The organism is Nitrospirota bacterium, assembly GCA_016195565.1.
Lineage (GTDB): Bacteria > Nitrospirota > Thermodesulfovibrionia > Thermodesulfovibrionales > UBA1546 > UBA1546.
This window is the reverse complement of record JACPZK010000017.1, coordinates 17,269-37,503: the sequence shown is the minus strand read 5'-3', so window position 1 is coordinate 37,503 and position 20,235 is coordinate 17,269. Positions and strand designations below refer to the sequence as shown.

Below are 20,235 nucleotides of genomic sequence, written 5' to 3'. Positions count from 1 at the left end.
TTTAAATATAAAGGCTTTAAACAAAATGCGTATTTCTGCCATACGGTACAAGGCAAAAAATGTTATCAAGGCATTTCTGGCCGCAAACCTTCTTTCCCTCCGCAGTATAGCCGCTGCAGAAGAGAATGCTTCCAGTGTCAATCCTGTTATAGAACAGATAAAGAGCACGTTTCATTTGCTTTTCATTATCATTATCATACTGGCAGTTGTTGTTCTATTCTTTATCGGAAGGTTTATTTACAGGAACACTATAGGAAAAAAACTTCAGACCACATTGATAGAGGATTACAGGAAGGCGGCAGAGGCGCTAAAAAAAGAGGGCCGGTATGTTTCTGCTGCAGTTATTTTTGAAAATAGATTGAAGGACTTTGAGAGTGCGGCTTCATTATACGAAAAAGGCAGCGATTTTAGAAAAGCCGCTGAGCTGTATAATCTTCTTGGCATGAACGAAAAATCAAGGGAAATGTATTTAAAAGACAACAATTTGGATGCAGCTGCTCAGAGTTTCATTATAGATGGTGATTTCGAAAATGCTGCAAAGATATACGGCCAGGCCGGGAAAAAACTTGATGCAGCCATTGCGCTGGAAAAGGCGGGAAGGAGATTGGCTGCCTCAAGGGCATACCGTGAGGCAGGGAAATACAAACGCGCAGCTGAGCTTCTTGAGAAAGAGGGCATGACAAAAGAGGCTGTAGAAATGTTTGGACTTTATCTCATCGGAAAGGAGATAGATTCAACTAATATCAATGACTTTTATGCCTACGCCTCTAAACTTGAAAAGTCAGGCAAAACAGAGAATGCCGTCAAGGTGCTGGCCCTCATAGATAGATTCAATCCTGCCTATCTTGATGTAAGAGAGCGTCTTCATACTCTTACCTCTTTCCAAGGAGATAATATATCACTTGAAGGAAAAACAACACTCAGGGGCATGATAAAAGGGAGCAAAATCGAGCCAAAGCACTGTTTGAAACTTTGGCTGCAGATACTAAAAACACTCCAGAATGCGTACAAGGCGGACAGAGAATTAGGTCTCATTTCACCTGAAAATATCATAATCGACAGCAGCAACAATATGTCTCTGCTTCAGAGTATTCCATCCTCGGCATATACGTCTCCGGAAAAATTGAAGGGGATAGAACTTCAACCCAGCGCTGATGTTTATTCGCTTGGGATAATTCTTTATGAGATGCTTACAGGGAGTCTCGATGGGTTGGGCTATCAGAGGGTTACCGACATTAATCCTGAACTTCCTGATTGGCTCGATGAGATGATTATTAAATGCATAAAAAAGGTAAAAGAAGACAGGTATCAGCGCATAGAGGAGATATTAGAAGACATAAAGTTGCTTTCAAGAAGCAAAAAACAGGAATTGTAGCGGAAACAGATAGAAACTATTTTGTTGCTAATTATCCGCATATATGTTATTTTTAAAGCAGAGTTTCAGAAGTTTTTAGACCATTAACGGCTGCAAAGACTTTTAGCTTTGCGGTTGTTTTATTTGTGCCCTTCTGAAAGCTGAAAGGATACTTCAGGGGGCTCTGCTTTTTGAGAGGGAATCATAATGAACAGTAAGCTAAAGAATTCCGAACGTCTGCAAATAAAGCAGCAGAAAGCTGATTCAGGCCTGATGTCTGAACGCTATCCGAACGTTGCATCTGTCATTGTCGCCATGAACTACTATAGTGGAAGCAGCGAACAGGTGATTATGCAGCGCACAGTCAATTTCTTTCCTAACAGCAATACATATTTTAAGATGGAATGCATGAAACGTGATTGCATAGACGGAGGCTTTAACCTGGAGTCTGTTATTGCTAAAATGATGAAAGGCCGACTTAAATCAGGCAAAGGCGAACTTGCCTGCGCTGGAAAAGATTCATCAGGCCACGCACGGATAGACTACAAGATTTCCATAAAGTACAACAAAACTTCCCGTTAGGACAAAAAGTGTTGGTTTAATTTGAACGCCAGCCTGACAATAAGTTAATCCCGAATTTCTTCAGGCTATCGGTGAGATCAAACAACGGAAGCCCTACAACATTCAGATAATCTCCCTCTATCTTTTTCACAATCGCAGCTCCGCGCCCTTGTATCGCATAGGCGCCCGCCTTGTCAAGCGGCTCCTTTGTTGCCGCATATGCGGCAATCTCCTGAGCAGTCATTTTTTTAAGCCATACCTTTGTCTCCACTGAACGGGTGATTTTCTTCCCTGTCCCTGTGTCAAGAATCGCGTAACCAGTGATGACTGAGTGTGACTTGCCGTTGAGCATCGTAAGCATTTTTCGAGCCTCTTTAGATGTATGCGGCTTCCCTAAAAGTTTTCCTTTGAAAACTATAAACGTATCTGCCGCTATTATCAGCGCATTTTTGTATTTGCCCGCGACAGCCCTCGCCTTTTCGAGCGAAAGGCATTTTGCGAGATTATGGGGCTTGATTGCATGATCAAGAGTTTCCTCATAGTCAGATGGTTCAACCCTGAACCGCAAGCCTGTGAGCGCAAGAATCTCTTTTCTTCTTGGAGATGCTGAGGCAAGAACGATTTTTTTCATGAATCTCCCGTCATTATGCATACTGTCCCGCTGCGTAGCCTGACGCCCATGCCCAGTGAAGATTATATCCGCCAAGATGTCCTGTGACATCTATGACCTCACCGATAAAATAGAGACCGGTGACTTTCTTTGCCTCCATGGTTTTGGACGACAGTTCGTCTGTGTCAACCCCTCCAACTGTGACCTCAGCTGTCCGGTACCCTTCTGTTCCGGCGGGTTTTATAATCCACTCATGGAGTAGACGGGAAGCATCAAGCAGTTCTTTATCATTATATTGACAAAGCGGTCTTGAGGGAAGATAGAATTCACACCATTTATGCGCAAATCTTTTGGGTAAATAACGGCTGAGCATGTTTTTCATTTCTATCCTGCTTTGGCGATTGGACAGAAACATGCTGCGGGCATCAATATCGGGCAGAAGATTTATAATGATTTCTCCGCCATGCTCCCAGTATGAAGATGCCTGAAGAATGGCAGGGCCGCTCAGCCCTTTGTGCGTAAATAACATTTCTCCTCGGAATTCATGCCCTCCACACTTTATCACAGCCTCAAGCGATATCCCGCTTAGCTCACCAAATTTTTCGCGATCGTTGCGTGAGAATGTGAGCGGGACGAGCGCCGGTTTCAGCGGGACGATGCGAAGCCCGAACTGTGCGGCAATGCGATGGCCAAAAGTCGTTGCCCCAAGATTCGGATATGAAAGTCCTCCTGTTGCTACAACAAGGGATTCAGATGCTATCACTCCTGAATTCGTTCTTACGATGAACCTGTTCTTTTTGGCAATCTCTTCAATTTTACAGTTCAACCGTATTTCAACACCAGCAGAACTGCATTCCTTTTGGAGCATGTCCACAATCTGCCATGCACTGCCGTTGCAGAAGATGCATCCATTTTCTTTTTCTTGATAGCTGATGCGGTGTTTTTTTACGAGTGCAATAAAATCCTGCGGAGTAAACCGTGCAAGGGCGGATTTGCAGAAATGGGGGTTTGCAGAGAGGTAGTTCTCCGCCTGAATGTGCAGATTCGTAAAATTACATCTGCCTCCGCCGGAGACAAGAATCTTTTGGCCTATCTTTGAGGCATGGTCAAGAATGATAACCGGCCTGCCGCGCTTTCCTGCGCTAATAGCGCACATCAGACCCGCCGCCCCCGCGCCTATAATAATCACATCACTCTTCATTCACCGATATATTACAAAAAAAGAATAAATGCTGTAAGGTTTGAAATAGGTCAAAAGAAGAGAAGCAGCAGAGTACAAAAGTTTCAGAGTATCAGAGCAAACAACGATCCTCTTTACTCTTTCCGTATCTTCGGCCTTTTATTCACATCGAGCACTTTTTTGCGTAAACGAATGGACTGGGGCGTAACCTCAACAAGCTCGTCCTCTTTGATGAACTCAATCGCCTGCTCCAGGCTCATGATGCTGGGCGGAATAAGTTGCAGCGCCTCATCGGCATTTGACGCCCTGATATTGGTGAGTTTCTTTTCCTTGATAACATTTACGTCAAGGTCATTATCACGCGAGTTTTCGCCGATAATCATGCCTTCATAAACAGAGGTGTTCTCTTTTATAAAAAGGCCTCCGCGAGGCTGGAGATGAAAGAGAGCATAGATTGTAGATTTCCCTGCTCTGTCTGAGACGAGCGCGCCTGTCTGTCTCTTCGTGATCACGCCCTGCCACGGCTCGTAGCCGTCAAAAAGGTGATTAAGCAAGCCTGTTCCCCTTGTGTCTGTGAGGAACTGCGACCTAAAGCCTATGAGCCCGCGTGACGGTATCCTGAATTCAAGCCTCACCCTGCCGTAGCCGTTGTTCTGCATCTTCTGCATCTTCCCGCGTCTCATGCCAACCTGCTGGGTCACTACCCCAACATATCCTTCAGGCACGTCTATGACAAGGATCTCCATTGGTTCATGGACGACCCCCTTAATCGTTTTTGTGATTGTCTCAGGCATAGAGACTGCAAGTTCATATCCCTCTCTTCTCATCATCTCAATAATGATGGCGAGCTGGAGTTCTCCCCTTCCCATGACTGTAAAGGAATCGGTTCCTGAAAAATCAATTTTTATGGCAACATTGTATAGAAGCTCTTTTTCGAGCCTGTCACGAAGATTTCTTGATGTAACATAATCACCTTCCTTTCCTGCGAAAGGAGAGGTATTGACCTGAAAGACTATGGAGATAGTAGGCTCATCAACGGTAATGCGCGGCAACGGCATTGGTGTTTCGGCGCTTGTGATCGTATCGCCAATGGTTATTCCCTCTATACCGGAAAGCGCTACGATGTCTCCTGCACGGGCTTCTTTTGCGGCAATACGTTCGAGTCCCTGAAAAGTGTAGAGAGATGTGACCTTTGTCTTTGTTAGCTCATTATCTCCCTTGACCATTGCAACCATATCACCTATTTTCACTGTACCTGAGAATATTCTGCCGATTGCCAGCCTGCCTACATAATCGTCGTAGGCAATGTTAGTAACAAGAATCTGCAGAATATCGTTCCCGTTGTCCTCTGGCGCCGGAATTGTCTTTAATATTGTTTCGAAGAGAGGCTGAAGGTCTGCCGTCTCATCCGCCTTGCCGGACAAATCGGACATGTCTGTTTTTGCAGTGCCTTTCTTGGCATTCGTATACAGCACAGGAAATTCAAGCTGTTCTTCAGTTGCATCAAGATCTATAAAGAGATCATATACCTCGTTCATTACCTCCTGAATCCGGGCGTCAGCCCTGTCTATCTTGTTGATTACAAGGATCGGAGGCAACTCCAACTCAAGCGCCTTTTTAAGAACAAAGCGCGTCTGCGGCAGCGGCCCCTCGGATGCATCGACAAGGAGCAGCACGCCGTCAACCATCTTTAGTGTCCGCTCAACCTCTCCGCCGAAATCAGCATGGCCGGGAGTATCGACAATGTTTATCTTCACGCCTTTATACTCGACCGCTGTGTTCTTTGCCATGATTGTGATTCCGCGTTCGCGCTCGAGGTCTATAGAGTCCATGATACGCTCCTGCATTTTTTCAGGGGTGCGAAAGATTCCCGCCTGCTTAAGCATCCCGTCAAGAAGGGTTGTCTTCCCGTGGTCAACATGGGCGATAATCGCTATATTTCTAATATCCTCACGTTTCATATCCGTTTATTTCTCCATTTTGATATTCTTTGGTTGCTGCAGGGAAATGGCCTCCGGCAATACAACGCAGGGTTTTATTATAATCTAATCATTGTGATAAAAGATAGTTGCGAAGGGACAATGCCGGAGTAATAAAAAATAAAGGCGCACATTTAGAAGGTATCAATTTTTTCAGATAAAAATGTTACACTATCAGTTAATATGGGAAGGGCAAGAATTCTTCTCGTTGAAGACAGTAGAACTCAGGCAGAAACCGCAAAGGATTTTCTGGAGAAAAACGGCTATGAGGTTATACTGGCCGAAAACGGTAAAACTGCCATCAAGTCAGTAAAGACCACTTCTGTTGACATCATACTGTTAGACCTCGAACTGCCGGACATGAGCGGTAACGAGGTGTGCCGCTGGCTTAAGCAGAGTGAGGATACCAAGGGAATTCCCATAATCATGCTTACAGTCAAAGGGGAAGTGACAGACAAGGTTGCCGGACTTGAGGCTGGCGCTGATGATTATCTCCCAAAACCGTACAATAATGTGGAACTCAATGCCAGGATATATTCATGTCTGAGAACAAAAGCCTTGCAAGATGAATTAAGACAGAAGAATCTCCAGCTTCAAAACCTGTTAAAGCAGCTTGAAATTATGGCGATTACAGACCAGCTGACAGGACTTTATAACAGAAGACATCTTGAAACCATTTTGAAAGAAGAATTTAAAAGGACCTTCAGATACAAAACCCCTCTTACCTGCATGATGATAGACATAGACCATTTTAAGACTATCAATGATACATTCGGCCATCATGCCGGAGATGCAGTTCTTAAAGAGACAGCAAAAATAATAACAGAAAACGCAAGGGAAATAGATACTGTTGCAAGATGGGGCGGTGAAGAATTCATTGTAATTTTACCTCAGACAAAAAAAGAAGAAGCAATGCATCCTGCATCAAGGATACTCACGTCAATTTCAGAACATAAATTTACAGGTATCTCTGATGAAAAGATTACTGTAAGCATCGGCGTTGCGAGCATACCCCATCTTTCCTTAGATATAGACAGTAAAGAAAAACTGATTCAGACAGCTGACTGCGCCCTTTACGAGGCAAAGAGAAAAGGACGCAACAGAATAGAGATTGGCTGAAGCCAAAACAATGTACCTGAACGGACTCTGTTTTATCACCGGCAGAAAAGAATCCTGTCTGACTCTAAAAGAGAGCGTCACTGTTGTCCTCAGCTCCGGTGTTAGATGTATCCAGTATCGGGAAAAAGATAAATCACGCAGAGACATCTACAGAGAGGCATTGATTTTGAGAAAATTGACAAATGAATTCCGCGCCGTATTTGTCATAAATGATTATGCTGACATTGCCCTTGCAGTAAATGCAGACGGCGTTCATCTCGGGCAGTCAGACCTGCCTTTAAAAGAGGCGCGAAAGATTCTTGGCACAGAAAAAATGATAGGCGTATCAACGCACAGTATTGATGAGGCAATTGAAGCCGAGGCAGGGGGGGCTGACTACATAGGCTTTGGACCGATATTTCACACAGCGACCAAGGACGCAGGAAAACCAAAGGGCGTCGCAGCTCTGAGAGAAATCAAAAAACTAATTAAAATTCCTGTTGTTGCTATCGGCGGGATAAATATTGGGAATCTCAGGTCGGTTATTGATTCAGGCGCAGACGCGGTTGCCGTCTCGTCCGGAATCATTCAGGGCGATATAGCTGATAATGTAAAACGCTTCTTAGAAGTTCTTTACAGAGAAAATCAGATTGTTTAATATAATTGTTAAATTTAAAAATTCAGAATGATAAGGAGAAATCCATGAAGAAATTATTTGTGCTGTTACTCACACTTATAGTATCAACCTTGATATTTTCCGGATGTCAGAAAAAAGAAGACGTTATAAAAATCGGCGTTGCAGGCCCGATGACAGGCGATCAGGCAAAGATGGGAACCGATTTCAAGAACGGCGTCACGCTTGCAGTTGAGGAATGGAATGCCAAAGGCGGAGTGCTCGGCAAGAAGATTGAGATAATGGTTGAGGACGACCAGCATGAGCCCAAGCAGGCAGTTTCTATTGCAAACAAGATTGTGAATGCAGGCGCAGTTGGAATAATCGGACATTTCAATTCAAGCTGTTCAATACCCGCGTCAGACGTTTATAACAGGGCCGGCATTCCAATGATTTCCCCGGGCTCAACAAATCCTCTGCTTACGGAAAAGGGATACAAAGGTGTCTTCAGGGTATGCGGAAGGGATGACCAGCAGGGAAAAGTAGGAGCAGAATTCGTAATAAACAAGCTCAAGCTTAAGAAGATAGCGATAATCCATGACAAGACAACATACGGACAGGGGCTCGCGGATGAGTTCAAAAAGTTCATAACAGACAAGGTTGAGGTTATCTATTACGGCGGAATCATACAGGGTGATAAGGACTTCAAAACAGTCCTCACAGCAATGAAAGACAAAAAACCTGAACTCATATATTTCGGAGGCATTTATCCGGAGGCAGGGCTTATTGTAAGGCAGGCAAAAGAGCTTGGCATTAATGTTCCGCTCATGAGCGGCGACGGCACAATAGACCCAAAGTTTATAGAGATTGCGGGCGCAAAAGCAGCAGAGGGCACTTACCTTACATTCAGCCCGGATGCAAGAAAGATCCCGACTGCAAAGACATTTATTGATGCTTATGAGAAAAAATTCGGCGAGATAGGGCCTTATTCAATATATGCATACGATGCGGCAAACGTAATGCTCACAGCGATAAGAAAAGCCGATACAAAAGACGGCAAGGCTATTATAGAGAAACTTCACTCAATGGAATTTAACGGCGCAGTCGGCAAAATCAAATTTGATGAAAAGGGCGATGTAACCGTCGCGCCTTATGTTGTATGGATTACAAAAAACGGAAAATTTGAGGAATACTGGAAGCCGTAACTACTCCTTATACCCCACAACAGATATCCCTGCCTCATCAGCCTCCTTTATAATCTTCTTGCGCTGAAGGAGAATGCTCTTGTCTGCCTCTATTGCAAGGACACGGGCATTGACCTCTATCATGGACTTCAATGTATTCATGCCGACAACGGGAACATCAAACCTCATATCCTGCTTGGGCTTCGCAACCTTAATAACAACTGCGCCTTCTCCTGCAAGCTTACCGCCCCTTAAAATCGCCTCATCTGTCCCCTCTATCGCCTCAACAGCCATAACAGCCTGATCTTTCACAACAACAGTCTGCCCTATGTCCAGACGCCCGATTTCTTTTGCCATCTTCCATCCGAAGGCAATGTCCTTCCATTCGCTTTCGGAAAGCCTCTCCTCTGTGAGTATTCCCTCCGGCGTCATGAGAGATGAACTGAAATCAGTTGTGTTAAGAAGTTTGATGCCGTCTTTTTCAAGTTCCTTTGCAATTGCAAGGAGGATGGAATCATCACTTTTGTCTTTGAGGGAAAAAAGCAGCTTCACTGCCCTTAAATCAGGAATTACTTTACTTTTGAAGATCAGAGACTTGGGAACCTTCCCTGCCATCACAGCCTCTTTAATGTGGTTCTTCTTGAGGGTGTCTATTATCTCACCAAGCTTGCCTACGCTTATTCTCTTAACGCTATCAACATGGTCTGAAAGATTCTTGTCTGCCAAAGGTTCAAGTCCGATGGCAAAGACACGGTATCCCTTCTCCCTTGCCTCCTCAGCAACAAGCTTCGGCAGTTCACCCATCCCTGCAATCAATCCAAGTGTTTTCATAACTGAGAGTTAAAAATTAAAAGTTAAAAGTTGTAATTTTTAATTCTCAACTCCTAACTATTAACTTTACGCTATCTGCATATTCCCCTTTTATTCTTCTCAATAAACTCCACAAGGTGTTTCATCTCATCTGTCTGGGGCAGTTCTTTATGAACCTTTTTGAGAGCATCCTTCAGCGTATGTTTCTCCCTGAACAGTATCCTGTATGCCTTCTTAAGATCATTGATTGTTGAATCAGGAAAATTGTTCCTCTTAAGCCCGATTGAATTAAGCCCGAACAGCTTTGCCCTTGGGCCTGACGCCATTGTATAGGGAGGTATATCCTGTCCCACACCGCTGAAGCCCCCCACCATGGCATAAGCGCCAATCCTTGTAAACTGATGAATTGCAACAATACCACCAATAAATGCATAGTCCTCCACAACAACATGTCCTGCAAGTGTGGCCAGGTTTGCCATGGCAGTATTGTTACCAATTTTGCAGTCATGCGCTATGTGGACATAAGCCATCAGGAAATTGTTGCTGCCGATTTCAGTTATTCCGTCTCCGCCGACTGATGCCCTGTGGATTGTTACATATTCCCTGATGATGTTATTGTTTCCTATTTTTACGCCTGTTTTTTCATCTTTGTATTTAAGATCCTGCGGCGGAAGCCCGATGCCTGCAAAAGGATGGATTGTGCAGTTTTCGCCAATCTCTGTATTGCCTTCTATTATTACATTTGATATTAACCTGGTACCTTTCTTCAATCTGGCGCCCTCGCCTACAATGCAGAAAGGGCCTATCTGCACCCCTTCATCTATTAATGCCTTTGGATCTACGATTGCCGTTTTATGTATTCCGGTCTCCATTATTTTTCCTTTGCCATGACCATTGCCGTAAACTCCGACTCCGACACAACCTTCTCATCAACAAGAGCATGTCCTGAAAATCTCCATACATTGCCTCTCTGCTGAAGCACTTTAATCTCAAGCTTTATCTGATCTCCGGGCACAACGGGTTTTCTGAACTTTGCCTTTTCTATGCTCATAAAATAAACCGAACTGCCCTGCATTCCTGAACTGAATGCAAGCACACCTGCAACTTGCGCCATTGCCTCAACAATGAGAACGCCGGGCATTATCGGGTTTCCCGGAAAGTGCCCCTGAAAGAACGGCTCATTAACAGTTACATTTTTTATTCCAACAGCTCTCACATTCGGCTCCATCTCCACAATCCTGTCAACCATAAGAAAAGGATACCTGTGCGGAACCATGTTTTGTATTCCCATAATATCCATCATCTCTTTTCTCTCCTTTCAATATTTTCAATTTTATCTTCAACTTCTTTTATCTTCTTATTAAGCTCAGGGAGTTTTGCAAATATTGCCATTGCCTTAAGCCAGTCCCGATGAGGAATCATGGGCGAGCCTGAATAGATGCCTTTTTTGACATGTCCCATTGCTCCTGACTGCGCTCCAACCATGACACCGTCATCAATCTTTGCATGGTCGGCAACGCCGACCTGCCCGCCCAAGATGACATAATTGCCTATCTCAGTGCTCCCTGCAATGCCGACCTGAGCTATGACAATAGAGTTTGCTCCTATCTTTACATTGTGTGCAATCTGAACAAGGTTATCTATCTTTGTGCCGCTGCCTATTATGGTATTGCCTGTCGTTGCCCTGTCTATAGTAACATTTGCTCCTATCTCAACATCGTCTCCGATGATAACGCCTCCGACCTGGGGGATTTTATAATGTATCCCTTTCTCCATCACATATCCAAAACCGTCAGAGCCTATTACAGCTCCGGAATGGATTATCACCCTGTTTCCTATCTTTACATTCTCTCTGATTGTGACATTTGGATAAATTATGCACTCATCTCCAATGGAAGAATTTTCACCTATGAACACACCGGGATATATCACTGTCTTACTGCCTATTGATGCCCTGTCAGAAACAAACGCCAGTGGATATACAGATACATTTTCCCCTATTTGGGCTTTATCAGATACATATGCCTTATCACTTATGCCTGACGCTATAAACGGCTTTACATAAAAATGTTCAAGAAGCCTTGCGAATGCATACAGCGGGTTTGAAACCTTAAGCTGAGGTTTTTTTATCTCAGGGACAGTATCTTTTACTATTACCGCTGACGCCTTGCTCTCAATGCATTCACTGGTAAGTTTGGCTGTTGCGAGAAATGTAATATCCCCGTCTTCTGCATCAGATATTCCGGCAGCCCCTTTTATTTCTATGTCAGGGTTGCCTGCAAGCTCTCCACCAAGCAGTTCTGCAATCTCCCGCAATTTCATTCGAAATCCTTTCACCCTTTTATTTTTACAGGTGAGTCCCTACAAAACGATAGAGAAAGAATACCATATAGGAGATTTGCTTGACAACAAAGATTAAATGTTATTTTCTCTCATATATATTGCCCTTCCAGAAATCATCTTGTCCCTGAGGGGTAAAAACATCTCCCTGAGGATAATTACTCGTAAGGAGGCTGGGGTTGTATTGAGGCAATCCGCCTGAGGCGGAACGGGTCTGTTTTTGAGCTACAGAGCAGTAGAACAGCGGTCCAGTAGTCAAAAACAAGTTTCACTAAAAACTACTGCTCTACTGAGCTGCTGCGCTATTGCTCTAATGTTAAGGTAGTTTAATATTGCCGAAGGACAAGCTCAGCCTCCTTATACATAATAAAGGGGGGAGAGGGGCTTCCGGGGGGACGGAAGCCCCTTTTGGGGGGAAACACCTATATTACTTTTTGAACTGTTTTTCTCATAAATGCAGGCACATCAAGCGGATCCTCATAAGGCATGAGTGCCGGTATGTCCTGCTCACATCTGGCAGGCAGAGGCAATGCCGAATAGTCAGGCTTAAGGCTCTTTGCAAGAACCCTGTCTGCGCCCTTAAAATTTGAGAGTTCTTTTACAGGATTCCACTTTTTGACCTGAGGAAGTTCTACCTTCTCTTTCCTTTCCTGAAAACCTGTTGCAATCACAGTTACCCTGACCTCATCTTCAATGTCTGGATTAATCACTGCTCCGAATATTATATTCGCCTCATTATCTGCAAGGTCATAGATAAAGCCGGCGGCGTCCTGAACAGAACTCTGCGACAGATTAAGACCTCCTGTAATATTGAGAATAATTCCTTTTGCGCCTTCAGTTGAAGAATCTTCAAGCAGAGGATTTGAAATAGCCTTTCTCGCTGCTTCAAGCGCGCCTCCGTCTCCTCTTCCAAGACCTATACCCATTACAGCCCTTCCTGCGTCTGCCATTACAGCCTTCACATCGGCAAAATCAAGATTTATAAGCCCGGGTATTAATATCAAATCCGATATTCCCTGAACAGCCTGTCTGAGGACATCATTCGCCACGGCGAATGATTTTAGCATCGGCGTGCCTTTTTCAACGACAAGCCCTATCCTGTCATTTGGAACAACGATGAGGGCGTCAACACAGCCCTGAAGCTCTTTCATGCCTATGTCAGCATTGATGGCCCTTTTCCTTCCTTCATAGAAAAACGGTTTTGTAACAATAGCAACCGTAAGCGCGCCTAATTCTCTTGCAACGCTTGCGACAACAGGTGAAGCGCCTGTGCCTGTTCCTCCGCCCATCCCTGCTGTTATAAATATCATGTCAGCTCCTCTTATAGATTCTGCAATCGCCTCCCTGTCTTCAAGAGCTGCCTCCCGTCCTATATCAGGGTTTGAGCCTGCTCCGAGACCTTTTGTAATCTCCAAGCCTATCTGCACCTTTGCAGTGGCAAGCGAAGTCTCAAGTATCTGGCTGTCGGTATTAACTGCTATGAATTCAACTCCGTGGAGGTTAGAGGCTATCATGTTATTAACGGCATTGCCGCCCGCGCCTCCTACACCTATAACCTTAATGTTTGCTCCCTGCCCTCTCACTTCTTCCATTTCAAACATAAAACACCCCCTTTTTATTTTTAGTTAAAAGTTTAGAGTTAACAGTTAAAAGTTTTCGGAAAAGAATTTGAACCTTTAACTTTTCACTTTCAACTTTTAACTTGTTTATATTCATATCCTCTGCCTCATTGACACTGCCTTGCCTCTCAACTCATGACCATTAACACCAAACAGATTTCTTACCCATTCCTTCATCCGGTCAAATATCCCGTTAAACATATCTCCATTAATCCCGAAAGCGTTCGGGACAGGCTCTCCATCTATGCTGTGGAGAATGAGGCCTACCCCTGTTGAATACATCGGATTATTTACCCCGTTTAGAAATTGAAGATTTCTAACGGGGTTTCCATCGCCCTGCAAATCAGGTAAATGTGAAATATGGTTTGACTCTATTCCATCAGGCATTCCGATTCTCACCGAAAGTCCCAGATTTGCCTCCATTAACCTGTCAAGCCCTGCAAGCAGGGATGCTCCGCCTGTCAAAATAACCCCGGACAATCCGGGCTCAAGTCCGGAACTGTTTTCTATTTCACGCCTTATCAGTTCTGTAAGTTCCTCACACCTCGGCTGGATAATCTCTGCGATATACCGCCTCGGTATTTTCCTTACCTGTTTGTCTGCGCCTGCAACATCCATCTCTTCTGCCTCGTCAACCATAGTTGTAACTGCACAGCCGTATTTTTTCTTTATCCTCTCTGCCTCCTGTACAGGGATTCTCAATCCAATGCCTATATCATTCGTAAAATGATTGCCGCCAAGCGCAAGAACCGCTGTGTGCCTGAGGCTTCCATCTTTATATATCGCGATGTCTGTTGTTCCTCCGCCTATATCAACGAGCGCGGCGCCGAGGTCTTTCTCGTCTTCCGTAAGCACTGCCGCTGCAGAGGCAATGGGCTCAAGCACAATATCAATGACATCAAGGCCTGCCCTCTCACAGCACTTAAGAAGATTCTGCACAGACGACACCGCGCCTGTAACTATATGAACCTTTACCTCAAGCCTGACCCCTGCCATGCCAACCGGGTCTTTTATCCCATCCTGTCCGTCAAGTATAAATTCAGTAGGGATTATATGAAGAACCTCTCTGTCAAGCGGAACATATACCACGCTTGCAGAATCTATGGCGCGCTCAACATCCTGAGGCTTTACTTCTTTCCCTTTTATGCCAACTGCCCCGTAACTCTCAAAACCCTTTATATGCCCTCCGGCAATCCCGACATAAACAGACTTTATTTCAATGCCTGCCATTGCCTCGGCATTTTTTACCGCTTTCTTTATTGCATCAACAGTTGACTCGATATTTATCACAACGCCTTTTCTCAAACCAGTTGACGGCGCCGAACCTATGGCTATAATATCAGTCTTGCCGCCTCTAACCTCGCCTACAATGGCGCATATTTTTGTTGTGCCGACATCAAGCCCGACAACAATATTTCCTTTTCGTCCAAGCGGATCTCTTATCCTCATCTTATGACCTCGTTTATCGGTTTAACTATGACCTTGTTTGCGAATCTGAGATCAATATAATCAACAGGAATTCCCCTTCGCATTATCTCATCTTCAAGCTCAAGCAGCCTCTGAAGTTTCTCCTCATATTCTCCATGCCCGACTTTTACGAGCATGCCGTCAACCTGCATGGAAATATCCTCTGGCCCTGCTCCACGCGGTATTATGATCTCTATGCGATCCTTCACAGCGATGAAACCTTTATCCTTCATGGTCCTTACAAGATTCAATACCTCAGAAAATACACTGCTGTTTTTGAACGGGTCCCCTGAAATTACCGGCAAAAACGGTATGGCTTCTCCCTTTAACTCTTCAAGCCTATTTCCCTTATCATCAATAAAGAATGTGCGGCCGTTCCTCTCAAGAAGCGCATAGGGCGTTGACTCCTCAATCCTGACCGTAAATCTGTGCGGAAAATCCTTTCTGAAGCTGACTGCCTTTATCCATGGAGATTTCAAAAGCCTTGCCTCAAGTTCTTTTGATGATAATCCAAAAAGGCTCTCATTTCCGTTAATTCCCATAATCGCCTTTAGCTCGCTCTCGGAGATATGTTTGTTGCCTGAAAACACGATTTCTTTTACAGGGAACAGCGTCTTGCGTGCAGTATCAATGGCATACTTAGCGCCCCAGTATGCGCCTGTTATAAGCAAAAACAGCGCAAACAATTTAAGCAGACAGCGCCGTTTTTTAATCCTGGGCGCTGCTGTTTGCTTATTTATCCTTCTGTTATTCCTCATAATGCCTTCTCTGCTCTCTTTCAATTGCGTCTTTAAGAATCTCCTCCACAAGCGCAGGGAAATCAAACCCCGCCTCCTTTGCAATCTTCGGCAAGAGGCTTGTTTCTGTCATGCCCGGTATTGTGTTAACTTCAAGCACATAGGGATTGCCGTCATTATCAATCCTCAAATCAACCCTTGTCGCTCCTGAACAACCGAGCGCTCTGTTCGCTGAAAGGGCAATATCTTTTGCCTTCATATACAGTGCTTCATCTATTTTAGGAGGGAGTATATATTCAGTTAAACCTGCTGTGTATTTTGCCTCGTAGCTGTAAAATTCAAGTGATGTCTTTACCTCAACACCTCCGAGCGCCCTGTCATTAAGAATCCCTACATGGACTTCCTTGCCCTCTATATATTTTTCTATGATTATCTCGCTGCCGTATGAGAACCCGGTCTTGAGCGCGCTTTCAATCTGTCCTTTATCTCTTGCTATGCTCACCCCAACGCTTGACCCTTCACATACAGGTTTGACAACCCACGGCATTTCAAAGCTGATAGCTGATAGCTGACAGCTGACAGCCTTCTTATCAAGAACTATGAATGGCGGCGCTGGAATTCTGTGATAAAAGAATATCTTCTTTGACGCCGCCTTGTTCATTGCAATCGCCGAAGAAAGGACATCAGACCCTGTGTAAGGAATTCCCATAACTTCAAGAAGCCCCTGTATAGAGCCGTCTTCTCCCCAGCCTCCGTGAAGAACAAGAAATGCTATATCAATCTTCTCCTTTTTCAACACCTCGCATATGTTTGACGCCGCATCTATCGCAACAGCGGTATACCCGAGTTTTTTCAGGGCATTGAAAACCGCACTCCCGCTTCTCAGCGAAACCTCTCTCTCTCTGGATATGCCGCCCATTAAAACGCCTATCTTTCTATCAGTCAGCATAAGTATTCAAGTGACCAAAAAATAGACATAGAACTATAAACGCTTGAATTACCTGTCATTGCGAGAACTCGAAGGGTTCGTGGCAATCTCATCGCAAAAGGCGAGATTGCTTCGTTTCACTCGCAATGACAATTTTCTATGTCTATTTTTCGGGTATATCATTCCTTCCCCACTATCCTTATCTCCGGCTCAAGCTCCGTGCCGAAAACTTTCATAACCTTTTTTTTTACCTCATCCATAAGCTTCAAAAAATCCGATGCCTTCGCATCGCCTTTATTGATAAAAAAATTTGCGTGCATTCTGCTTACTTCCACATTTCCGACTCGCATGCCCTTGCAGCCTGCTTCATCTATCAGCCTTCCTGCGGATGCGCCTTCAGGATTCCTGAATACGCACCCTGCCGACATTTCTGACAGCGGCTGTGTTTCGCGTTTCTGCTTAAGGAAAGAATCTATCCTTTTTGCTACGTCTTCTTTAACGTCCTTTTTCAGCCTCATGTTTGCGCTCAGGATAACAGTATCTTCAGGTATCTTTGACGCCCTGTATTCAAGCCCGAGTTCAGAGGCGCTCATCTCGTATATCCCCTTATCAGGGTTCATCATCCTCACAGAGACAAGCGCATTTTTTATTGAATAGCCGAAGGCCCCCGCATTCCCTGCGATTGCACCTCCGACAAAACCGGGTATGCCGGCAAGGCCTTCAATGCCGGAGTATCCTTGCTCTTTTGAAAAACTCACAAGCTTCTGAAGCGGGGTTCCTGACTCGGCAAAAAACATGACCATATCCTTCTCTTCCTTTGCAATGTCACTGCGCCTGAAATTCTTTAATGAAATAACCGCTCCATATATCCCTTCGTCTTTCACAAGGATATTAGTGCCTCCGCCAACTGTTACAAAAGGGATGCGTTCTTCATTCAGCGCCGCAAGAGTGTTTTCCAGAGACACTGTGTCACGCGGGCATGCAAAGACATCTGCCGGGCCGCCTATTTGAAGATATGTATGCGCCTTCATAGGCTCCTTGAACTTCACCTCGCCAGAAAAGCTGTCCGGAGAGATTATTTCTTGCCATAACTGTTTATCGATAATGTTTCTCATTTCACTCTTAACTCTTAATTCTTAATTCTTCCAATATCTCCTCGCCGAGTTTCCAGACATCTCCTGCGCCGAGAGTGAAAACCACGTCTCCGTTTTTCAATCTCATAAGAAGATTATCCATGAGTTTCTCTCTGTCGTGAAAATAAGCGGCATCCTTATGCCCTGTTTTTTTGATGCGGTCAAGCAGCGCATTGGAATCAATGCCATTTATCGGTTTTTCACCCGCAGAATATATGTCCATCAAGCAAAGAATGTCAGCTTCAGAAAAACAGGATGTAAACTCATCCATAAGGTCTTTGGTCCTCGTATATCTGTGAGGCTGGAATATAACAAATAATCTCCCTGCGCCCTGCCGGGCCAGAAGGCCATCTTTTGCCGCATTCAGAGTCGCTTTTATTTCGGTAGGATGATGTCCATAGTCGTCAAAAACTTTTATCCCTTTTTCCTCTCCTTTTAATTCAAATCTCCTCTGTATCCCGCTGAATTTTTTCAGAGCCTCTTTTATTACGCCTGTCTCTATCTTCAATTCCCTTGCAGTTACTATTGCTGCGAGACTGTTGAGGATGTTATGCACGCCGGGCACAGGCAGGCTGAAATTGCCGAGATTTTCCCCTTTATACACGACGTCAAAACTCACTGTCATAAACCCTTTCTTTATATCAGCAGCATACACATCAGAGTCAGGCGAGAGTCCGTATGTGATATATCGCCTGTGCACATAAGGCAGCAGTTTACAAAGCTCCTCATTTTCAATGCATACTATCGACACTCCATAAAACGGGACTTTATTTATGAAAGACAGAAAAGCATCTCTCAATGAATCCATTGTCTTAAAGAAATCCATGTGTTCCCTGTCTATATTCGTCACAACTGCGATGGTCGGAGAAAGCCTGAGGAATGAACCGTCGCTCTCGTCAGCCTCTGCCACAAGGAAATCTCCCTGCCCCAATCTTGCATTGCTTCCTGTAGACCTGAGCTTTCCTCCTATAACAACTGTAGGGTCAAGGCCGCTGCTTGCAATCACTGTTGCGATTAACGAAGTCGTTGTTGTCTTGCCATGCGCGCCTGCTACCAGTATCCCGTATTTCATCCTTGCAAGTTCAGCGAGCATCTCAGCTCTCGGGATTACAGGGATTGACTTTCTTTTTGCCTCCATCACCTCGGCATTGTCCTTAGAAACAGCAGAGGATATAACCACAACATGGGCATCATCAACATTTTCCGCTCTGTGTCCGATATCTACCTTTATGCCGAGGCTGTTCAGCCTGTTTGTCGTATCAGACTCCTTAACATCCGAGCCTGTAACTTCGTAGCCGAGGTTATGAAGAACCTCTGCTATCCCGCTCATCCCTATTCCTCCGATGCCGACAAAGTGGATTATCCTGTATTGCTCAAACACGCCCGCTCCTTCTAAATTAAAAATTAAAAATTAAAAGTGTGCAATTAACGAATTCCTTATTTTTGAATTTTTCTTTTTGCATTTTTATTTTCCTTCGCAAGGCTTATCGCAATATCAACTACTCTCTGAGCAGCATCCGGTCTGCCAACGGATCGGCTTTGCTTTTCCATCTCATGCCTCAGATATTTATTCTCGTAAAGCTCTCTGATATGTTTTGCAAGGATTTCTCCTGTTACTTTATGGTCCAGTATCATCCTTGCGGCCTTCATCTCAAGCAGCTTGCCTGCATTAAGCTCCTGATGATGTCCTGCTGCATAGGGATACGGAATTAAGATTGCAGACTTGCCGATAGCGGTGAGTTCAGCAAGGGTTGTTGCGCCTGCTCTTGATATTACGAGGTCTGCAACTGCGTACGCCTCTGCCATCTGATATATAAACGGCGTCACCGTACCCATGAAACCCCACTTCCGGTAAGACTCCCTGACGTGCTCGTAGCCGTGGTCGCCTGTCTGGTGCAGAAACTGTATCTTCTCCTTGAGATCCAACATATGATTAAAGGAATCCACCACTGCGCGGTTTATGTTCCTTGCGCCGGAACTGCCGCCAAAGACGAATAGCGTAAACTTATTTCTATCAAGTGAAAAGATGTCATAGGCTGCGTCCCTGCTTCCTGTCAGAATGCGCATCCTGATAGGGTTCCCTGTAAAAAATGTCTTGGCCCTCGGGAAAAACGCTAGGCTTTCCTGATACGTTACCCCTATGGCGCCGACAAACTTCCCAAGTATCTTATTCGCAAGTCCGGGCACAGAATTCTGTTCTACTATCATTGCGGGTATTGACATCATGGATGCCGCAAGCATTGGGCCTACAGACGCATAGCCTCCCACGCCTATCACGATATCAGGAGATACCGCCTTAAGAATTCCGTAAGAGTCAACAATTGAAAACAGCATCTTCCATAAAGCTCTAATCTTCCTCAGCAGAGATACGCCGACAAAGCCTTCTGCCTTCAGAAATTTTATCGGATACCCTTCACGCGGAATAATCCTCGCCTCAATTCCGTGTTCCGTGCCTACGAATATCACTTCTGTCTTATCCTCTCTTCTTTTTAATTCCTCTGCTATGGCTATGCCCGGGAAAATGTGCCCTCCGGTGCCTCCTCCTGCGATAATCACCCTCATAGCGGCAAGTGAAAAGTGAAGAGTGAAAAGTGAAAAGTTTTCAGAACTTTCAACTTTAAA

19 protein-coding genes are annotated in these 20,235 nt (G+C 44.7%); 5 read left to right on the top strand and 14 right to left on the bottom strand.

The features are described 5' to 3' along the window. Nucleotides 1-25: 25 nt before the first annotated feature. On the top strand, nt 26-1,375 hold the full coding sequence (locus HY035_05765; GenBank protein MBI3377893.1) for a hypothetical protein: 1,350 nt from the start codon (nt 26-28) through the stop codon (nt 1,373-1,375). A 186-nt stretch (nt 1,376-1,561) separates the two neighbouring features. Continuing rightward, entirely contained in the window at nt 1,562-1,936 is a 375-nt protein-coding gene (locus tag HY035_05760) for a hypothetical protein (protein ID MBI3377892.1), read from the top strand. 16 nt (nt 1,937-1,952) lie between these two features. Here the strand turns inward: HY035_05760 and maf are convergent, their stop codons facing one another. The 3 genes from maf to typA form a co-directional block, all read right to left on the bottom strand. After that, entirely contained in the window at nt 1,953-2,546 is a 594-nt protein-coding gene (gene maf, locus HY035_05755) for a septum formation inhibitor Maf (protein MBI3377891.1), read from the bottom strand. A gap of 13 nt (nt 2,547-2,559) precedes the next feature. Then, a complete protein-coding gene (locus HY035_05750; protein ID MBI3377890.1) occupies nt 2,560-3,726 on the bottom strand; it encodes an NAD(P)/FAD-dependent oxidoreductase in 1,167 nt (388 codons plus the stop codon). A gap of 113 nt (nt 3,727-3,839) precedes the next feature. Next, on the bottom strand, nt 3,840-5,666 hold the full coding sequence (gene typA / locus HY035_05745; protein ID MBI3377889.1) for a translational GTPase TypA: 1,827 nt from the start codon (nt 5,664-5,666) through the stop codon (nt 3,840-3,842). A gap of 201 nt (nt 5,667-5,867) precedes the next feature. Here typA and HY035_05740 point away from each other — a divergent pair, with 201 nt between their 5' ends. From HY035_05740 to HY035_05730, 3 genes are read left to right on the top strand one after another with little or no spacing between them, the layout of a single operon-like run. Beyond that, nucleotides 5,868-6,803, top strand: a complete 936-nt coding sequence (locus HY035_05740; GenBank protein ID MBI3377888.1) for a diguanylate cyclase — start codon at nt 5,868-5,870, stop codon at nt 6,801-6,803. Beyond that, nucleotides 6,796-7,440 carry a thiamine phosphate synthase gene (gene thiE, locus HY035_05735; GenBank protein ID MBI3377887.1) on the top strand — a complete coding sequence of 215 codons (645 nt, stop codon included), beginning with the start codon at nt 6,796-6,798 and terminating at the stop codon, nt 7,438-7,440. The genes HY035_05740 and thiE overlap by 8 nt, the downstream gene beginning before the upstream one ends. 44 nt (nt 7,441-7,484) lie before the next feature. Next, a complete protein-coding gene (locus HY035_05730) occupies nt 7,485-8,600 on the top strand; it encodes a branched-chain amino acid ABC transporter substrate-binding protein (GenBank protein ID MBI3377886.1) in 1,116 nt (371 codons plus the stop codon). Here the strand turns inward: HY035_05730 and lpxI are convergent, their stop codons facing one another. From lpxI to murG, 11 genes are all read right to left on the bottom strand, one after another. After that, complete coding sequence (gene lpxI, locus HY035_05725) at nt 8,601-9,410, bottom strand: UDP-2,3-diacylglucosamine diphosphatase LpxI (protein MBI3377885.1); 810 nt, start codon at nt 9,408-9,410, stop codon at nt 8,601-8,603. Nucleotides 9,411-9,481: 71 nt separating this feature from the next. Further along, nucleotides 9,482-10,261 (bottom strand): acyl-ACP--UDP-N-acetylglucosamine O-acyltransferase, encoded by a 780-nt coding sequence (gene lpxA, locus HY035_05720; GenBank protein ID MBI3377884.1) that lies wholly within the window; start codon nt 10,259-10,261, stop codon nt 9,482-9,484. Beyond that, the gene (fabZ, locus tag HY035_05715; protein ID MBI3377883.1) at nt 10,261-10,692 is read right to left on the bottom strand and encodes a 3-hydroxyacyl-ACP dehydratase FabZ; all 432 of its coding nucleotides are present in this window, start codon (nt 10,690-10,692) and stop codon (nt 10,261-10,263) included. Before fabZ ends, lpxA begins: the two co-directional genes overlap by 1 nt. Further along, nucleotides 10,689-11,711, bottom strand: a complete 1,023-nt coding sequence (gene lpxD, locus HY035_05710) for a UDP-3-O-(3-hydroxymyristoyl)glucosamine N-acyltransferase (protein MBI3377882.1) — start codon at nt 11,709-11,711, stop codon at nt 10,689-10,691. The genes fabZ and lpxD overlap by 4 nt, the downstream gene beginning before the upstream one ends. Before the next feature lie 440 nt (nt 11,712-12,151). Beyond that, a complete protein-coding gene (gene ftsZ / locus HY035_05705; protein ID MBI3377881.1) occupies nt 12,152-13,330 on the bottom strand; it encodes a cell division protein FtsZ in 1,179 nt (392 codons plus the stop codon). A gap of 111 nt (nt 13,331-13,441) precedes the next feature. After that, nucleotides 13,442-14,797, bottom strand: coding sequence for a cell division protein FtsA (ftsA, locus tag HY035_05700; protein MBI3377880.1), 1,356 nt, complete (start codon nt 14,795-14,797; stop codon nt 13,442-13,444). After that, a complete protein-coding gene (locus HY035_05695) occupies nt 14,794-15,573 on the bottom strand; it encodes an FtsQ-type POTRA domain-containing protein (GenBank protein MBI3377879.1) in 780 nt (259 codons plus the stop codon). The genes ftsA and HY035_05695 overlap by 4 nt, the downstream gene beginning before the upstream one ends. Then, nucleotides 15,563-16,501, bottom strand: a complete 939-nt coding sequence (locus tag HY035_05690) for a D-alanine--D-alanine ligase (protein MBI3377878.1) — start codon at nt 16,499-16,501, stop codon at nt 15,563-15,565. Before HY035_05690 ends, HY035_05695 begins: the two co-directional genes overlap by 11 nt. Before the next feature lie 158 nt (nt 16,502-16,659). Beyond that, complete coding sequence (gene murB, locus HY035_05685; protein ID MBI3377877.1) at nt 16,660-17,595, bottom strand: UDP-N-acetylmuramate dehydrogenase; 936 nt, start codon at nt 17,593-17,595, stop codon at nt 16,660-16,662. A gap of 7 nt (nt 17,596-17,602) precedes the next feature. After that, nucleotides 17,603-18,994, bottom strand: coding sequence for a UDP-N-acetylmuramate--L-alanine ligase (locus tag HY035_05680; GenBank protein MBI3377876.1), 1,392 nt, complete (start codon nt 18,992-18,994; stop codon nt 17,603-17,605). A 56-nt stretch (nt 18,995-19,050) separates the two neighbouring features. Beyond that, complete coding sequence (gene murG / locus HY035_05675; GenBank protein MBI3377875.1) at nt 19,051-20,175, bottom strand: undecaprenyldiphospho-muramoylpentapeptide beta-N-acetylglucosaminyltransferase; 1,125 nt, start codon at nt 20,173-20,175, stop codon at nt 19,051-19,053. Between the last annotated feature and the right edge of the window lie 60 nt (nt 20,176-20,235).

What these genes read in the sequence shown, in the direction of transcription:
- ftsZ (MBI3377881.1), bottom strand. Translation starts at nt 13,330, where the DNA reads ATGTTTGAAATGGAAGAAGTGAGAGGGCAGGGAGCAAACATTAAGGTT.
- maf (MBI3377891.1), bottom strand. Translation starts at nt 2,546, where the DNA reads ATGAAAAAAATCGTTCTTGCCTCAGCATCTCCAAGAAGAAAAGAGATT.
- HY035_05730 (MBI3377886.1), top strand. Translation starts at nt 7,485, where the DNA reads ATGAAGAAATTATTTGTGCTGTTACTCACACTTATAGTATCAACCTTG.
- lpxI (MBI3377885.1), bottom strand. Translation starts at nt 9,410, where the DNA reads ATGAAAACACTTGGATTGATTGCAGGGATGGGTGAACTGCCGAAGCTT.
- HY035_05750 (MBI3377890.1), bottom strand. Translation starts at nt 3,726, where the DNA reads ATGAAGAGTGATGTGATTATTATAGGCGCGGGGGCGGCGGGTCTGATG.
- lpxD (MBI3377882.1), bottom strand. Translation starts at nt 11,711, where the DNA reads ATGAAATTGCGGGAGATTGCAGAACTGCTTGGTGGAGAGCTTGCAGGC.
- HY035_05765 (MBI3377893.1), top strand. Translation starts at nt 26, where the DNA reads ATGCGTATTTCTGCCATACGGTACAAGGCAAAAAATGTTATCAAGGCA.
- fabZ (MBI3377883.1), bottom strand. Translation starts at nt 10,692, where the DNA reads ATGATGGATATTATGGGAATACAAAACATGGTTCCGCACAGGTATCCT.
- HY035_05690 (MBI3377878.1), bottom strand. Translation starts at nt 16,501, where the DNA reads ATGCTGACTGATAGAAAGATAGGCGTTTTAATGGGCGGCATATCCAGA.
- HY035_05760 (MBI3377892.1), top strand. Translation starts at nt 1,562, where the DNA reads ATGAACAGTAAGCTAAAGAATTCCGAACGTCTGCAAATAAAGCAGCAG.
- HY035_05695 (MBI3377879.1), bottom strand. Translation starts at nt 15,573, where the DNA reads ATGAGGAATAACAGAAGGATAAATAAGCAAACAGCAGCGCCCAGGATT.
- ftsA (MBI3377880.1), bottom strand. Translation starts at nt 14,797, where the DNA reads ATGAGGATAAGAGATCCGCTTGGACGAAAAGGAAATATTGTTGTCGGG.
- murB (MBI3377877.1), bottom strand. Translation starts at nt 17,595, where the DNA reads ATGAGAAACATTATCGATAAACAGTTATGGCAAGAAATAATCTCTCCG.
- murG (MBI3377875.1), bottom strand. Translation starts at nt 20,175, where the DNA reads ATGAGGGTGATTATCGCAGGAGGAGGCACCGGAGGGCACATTTTCCCG.
- typA (MBI3377889.1), bottom strand. Translation starts at nt 5,666, where the DNA reads ATGAAACGTGAGGATATTAGAAATATAGCGATTATCGCCCATGTTGAC.
- lpxA (MBI3377884.1), bottom strand. Translation starts at nt 10,261, where the DNA reads ATGGAGACCGGAATACATAAAACGGCAATCGTAGATCCAAAGGCATTA.
- HY035_05740 (MBI3377888.1), top strand. Translation starts at nt 5,868, where the DNA reads ATGGGAAGGGCAAGAATTCTTCTCGTTGAAGACAGTAGAACTCAGGCA.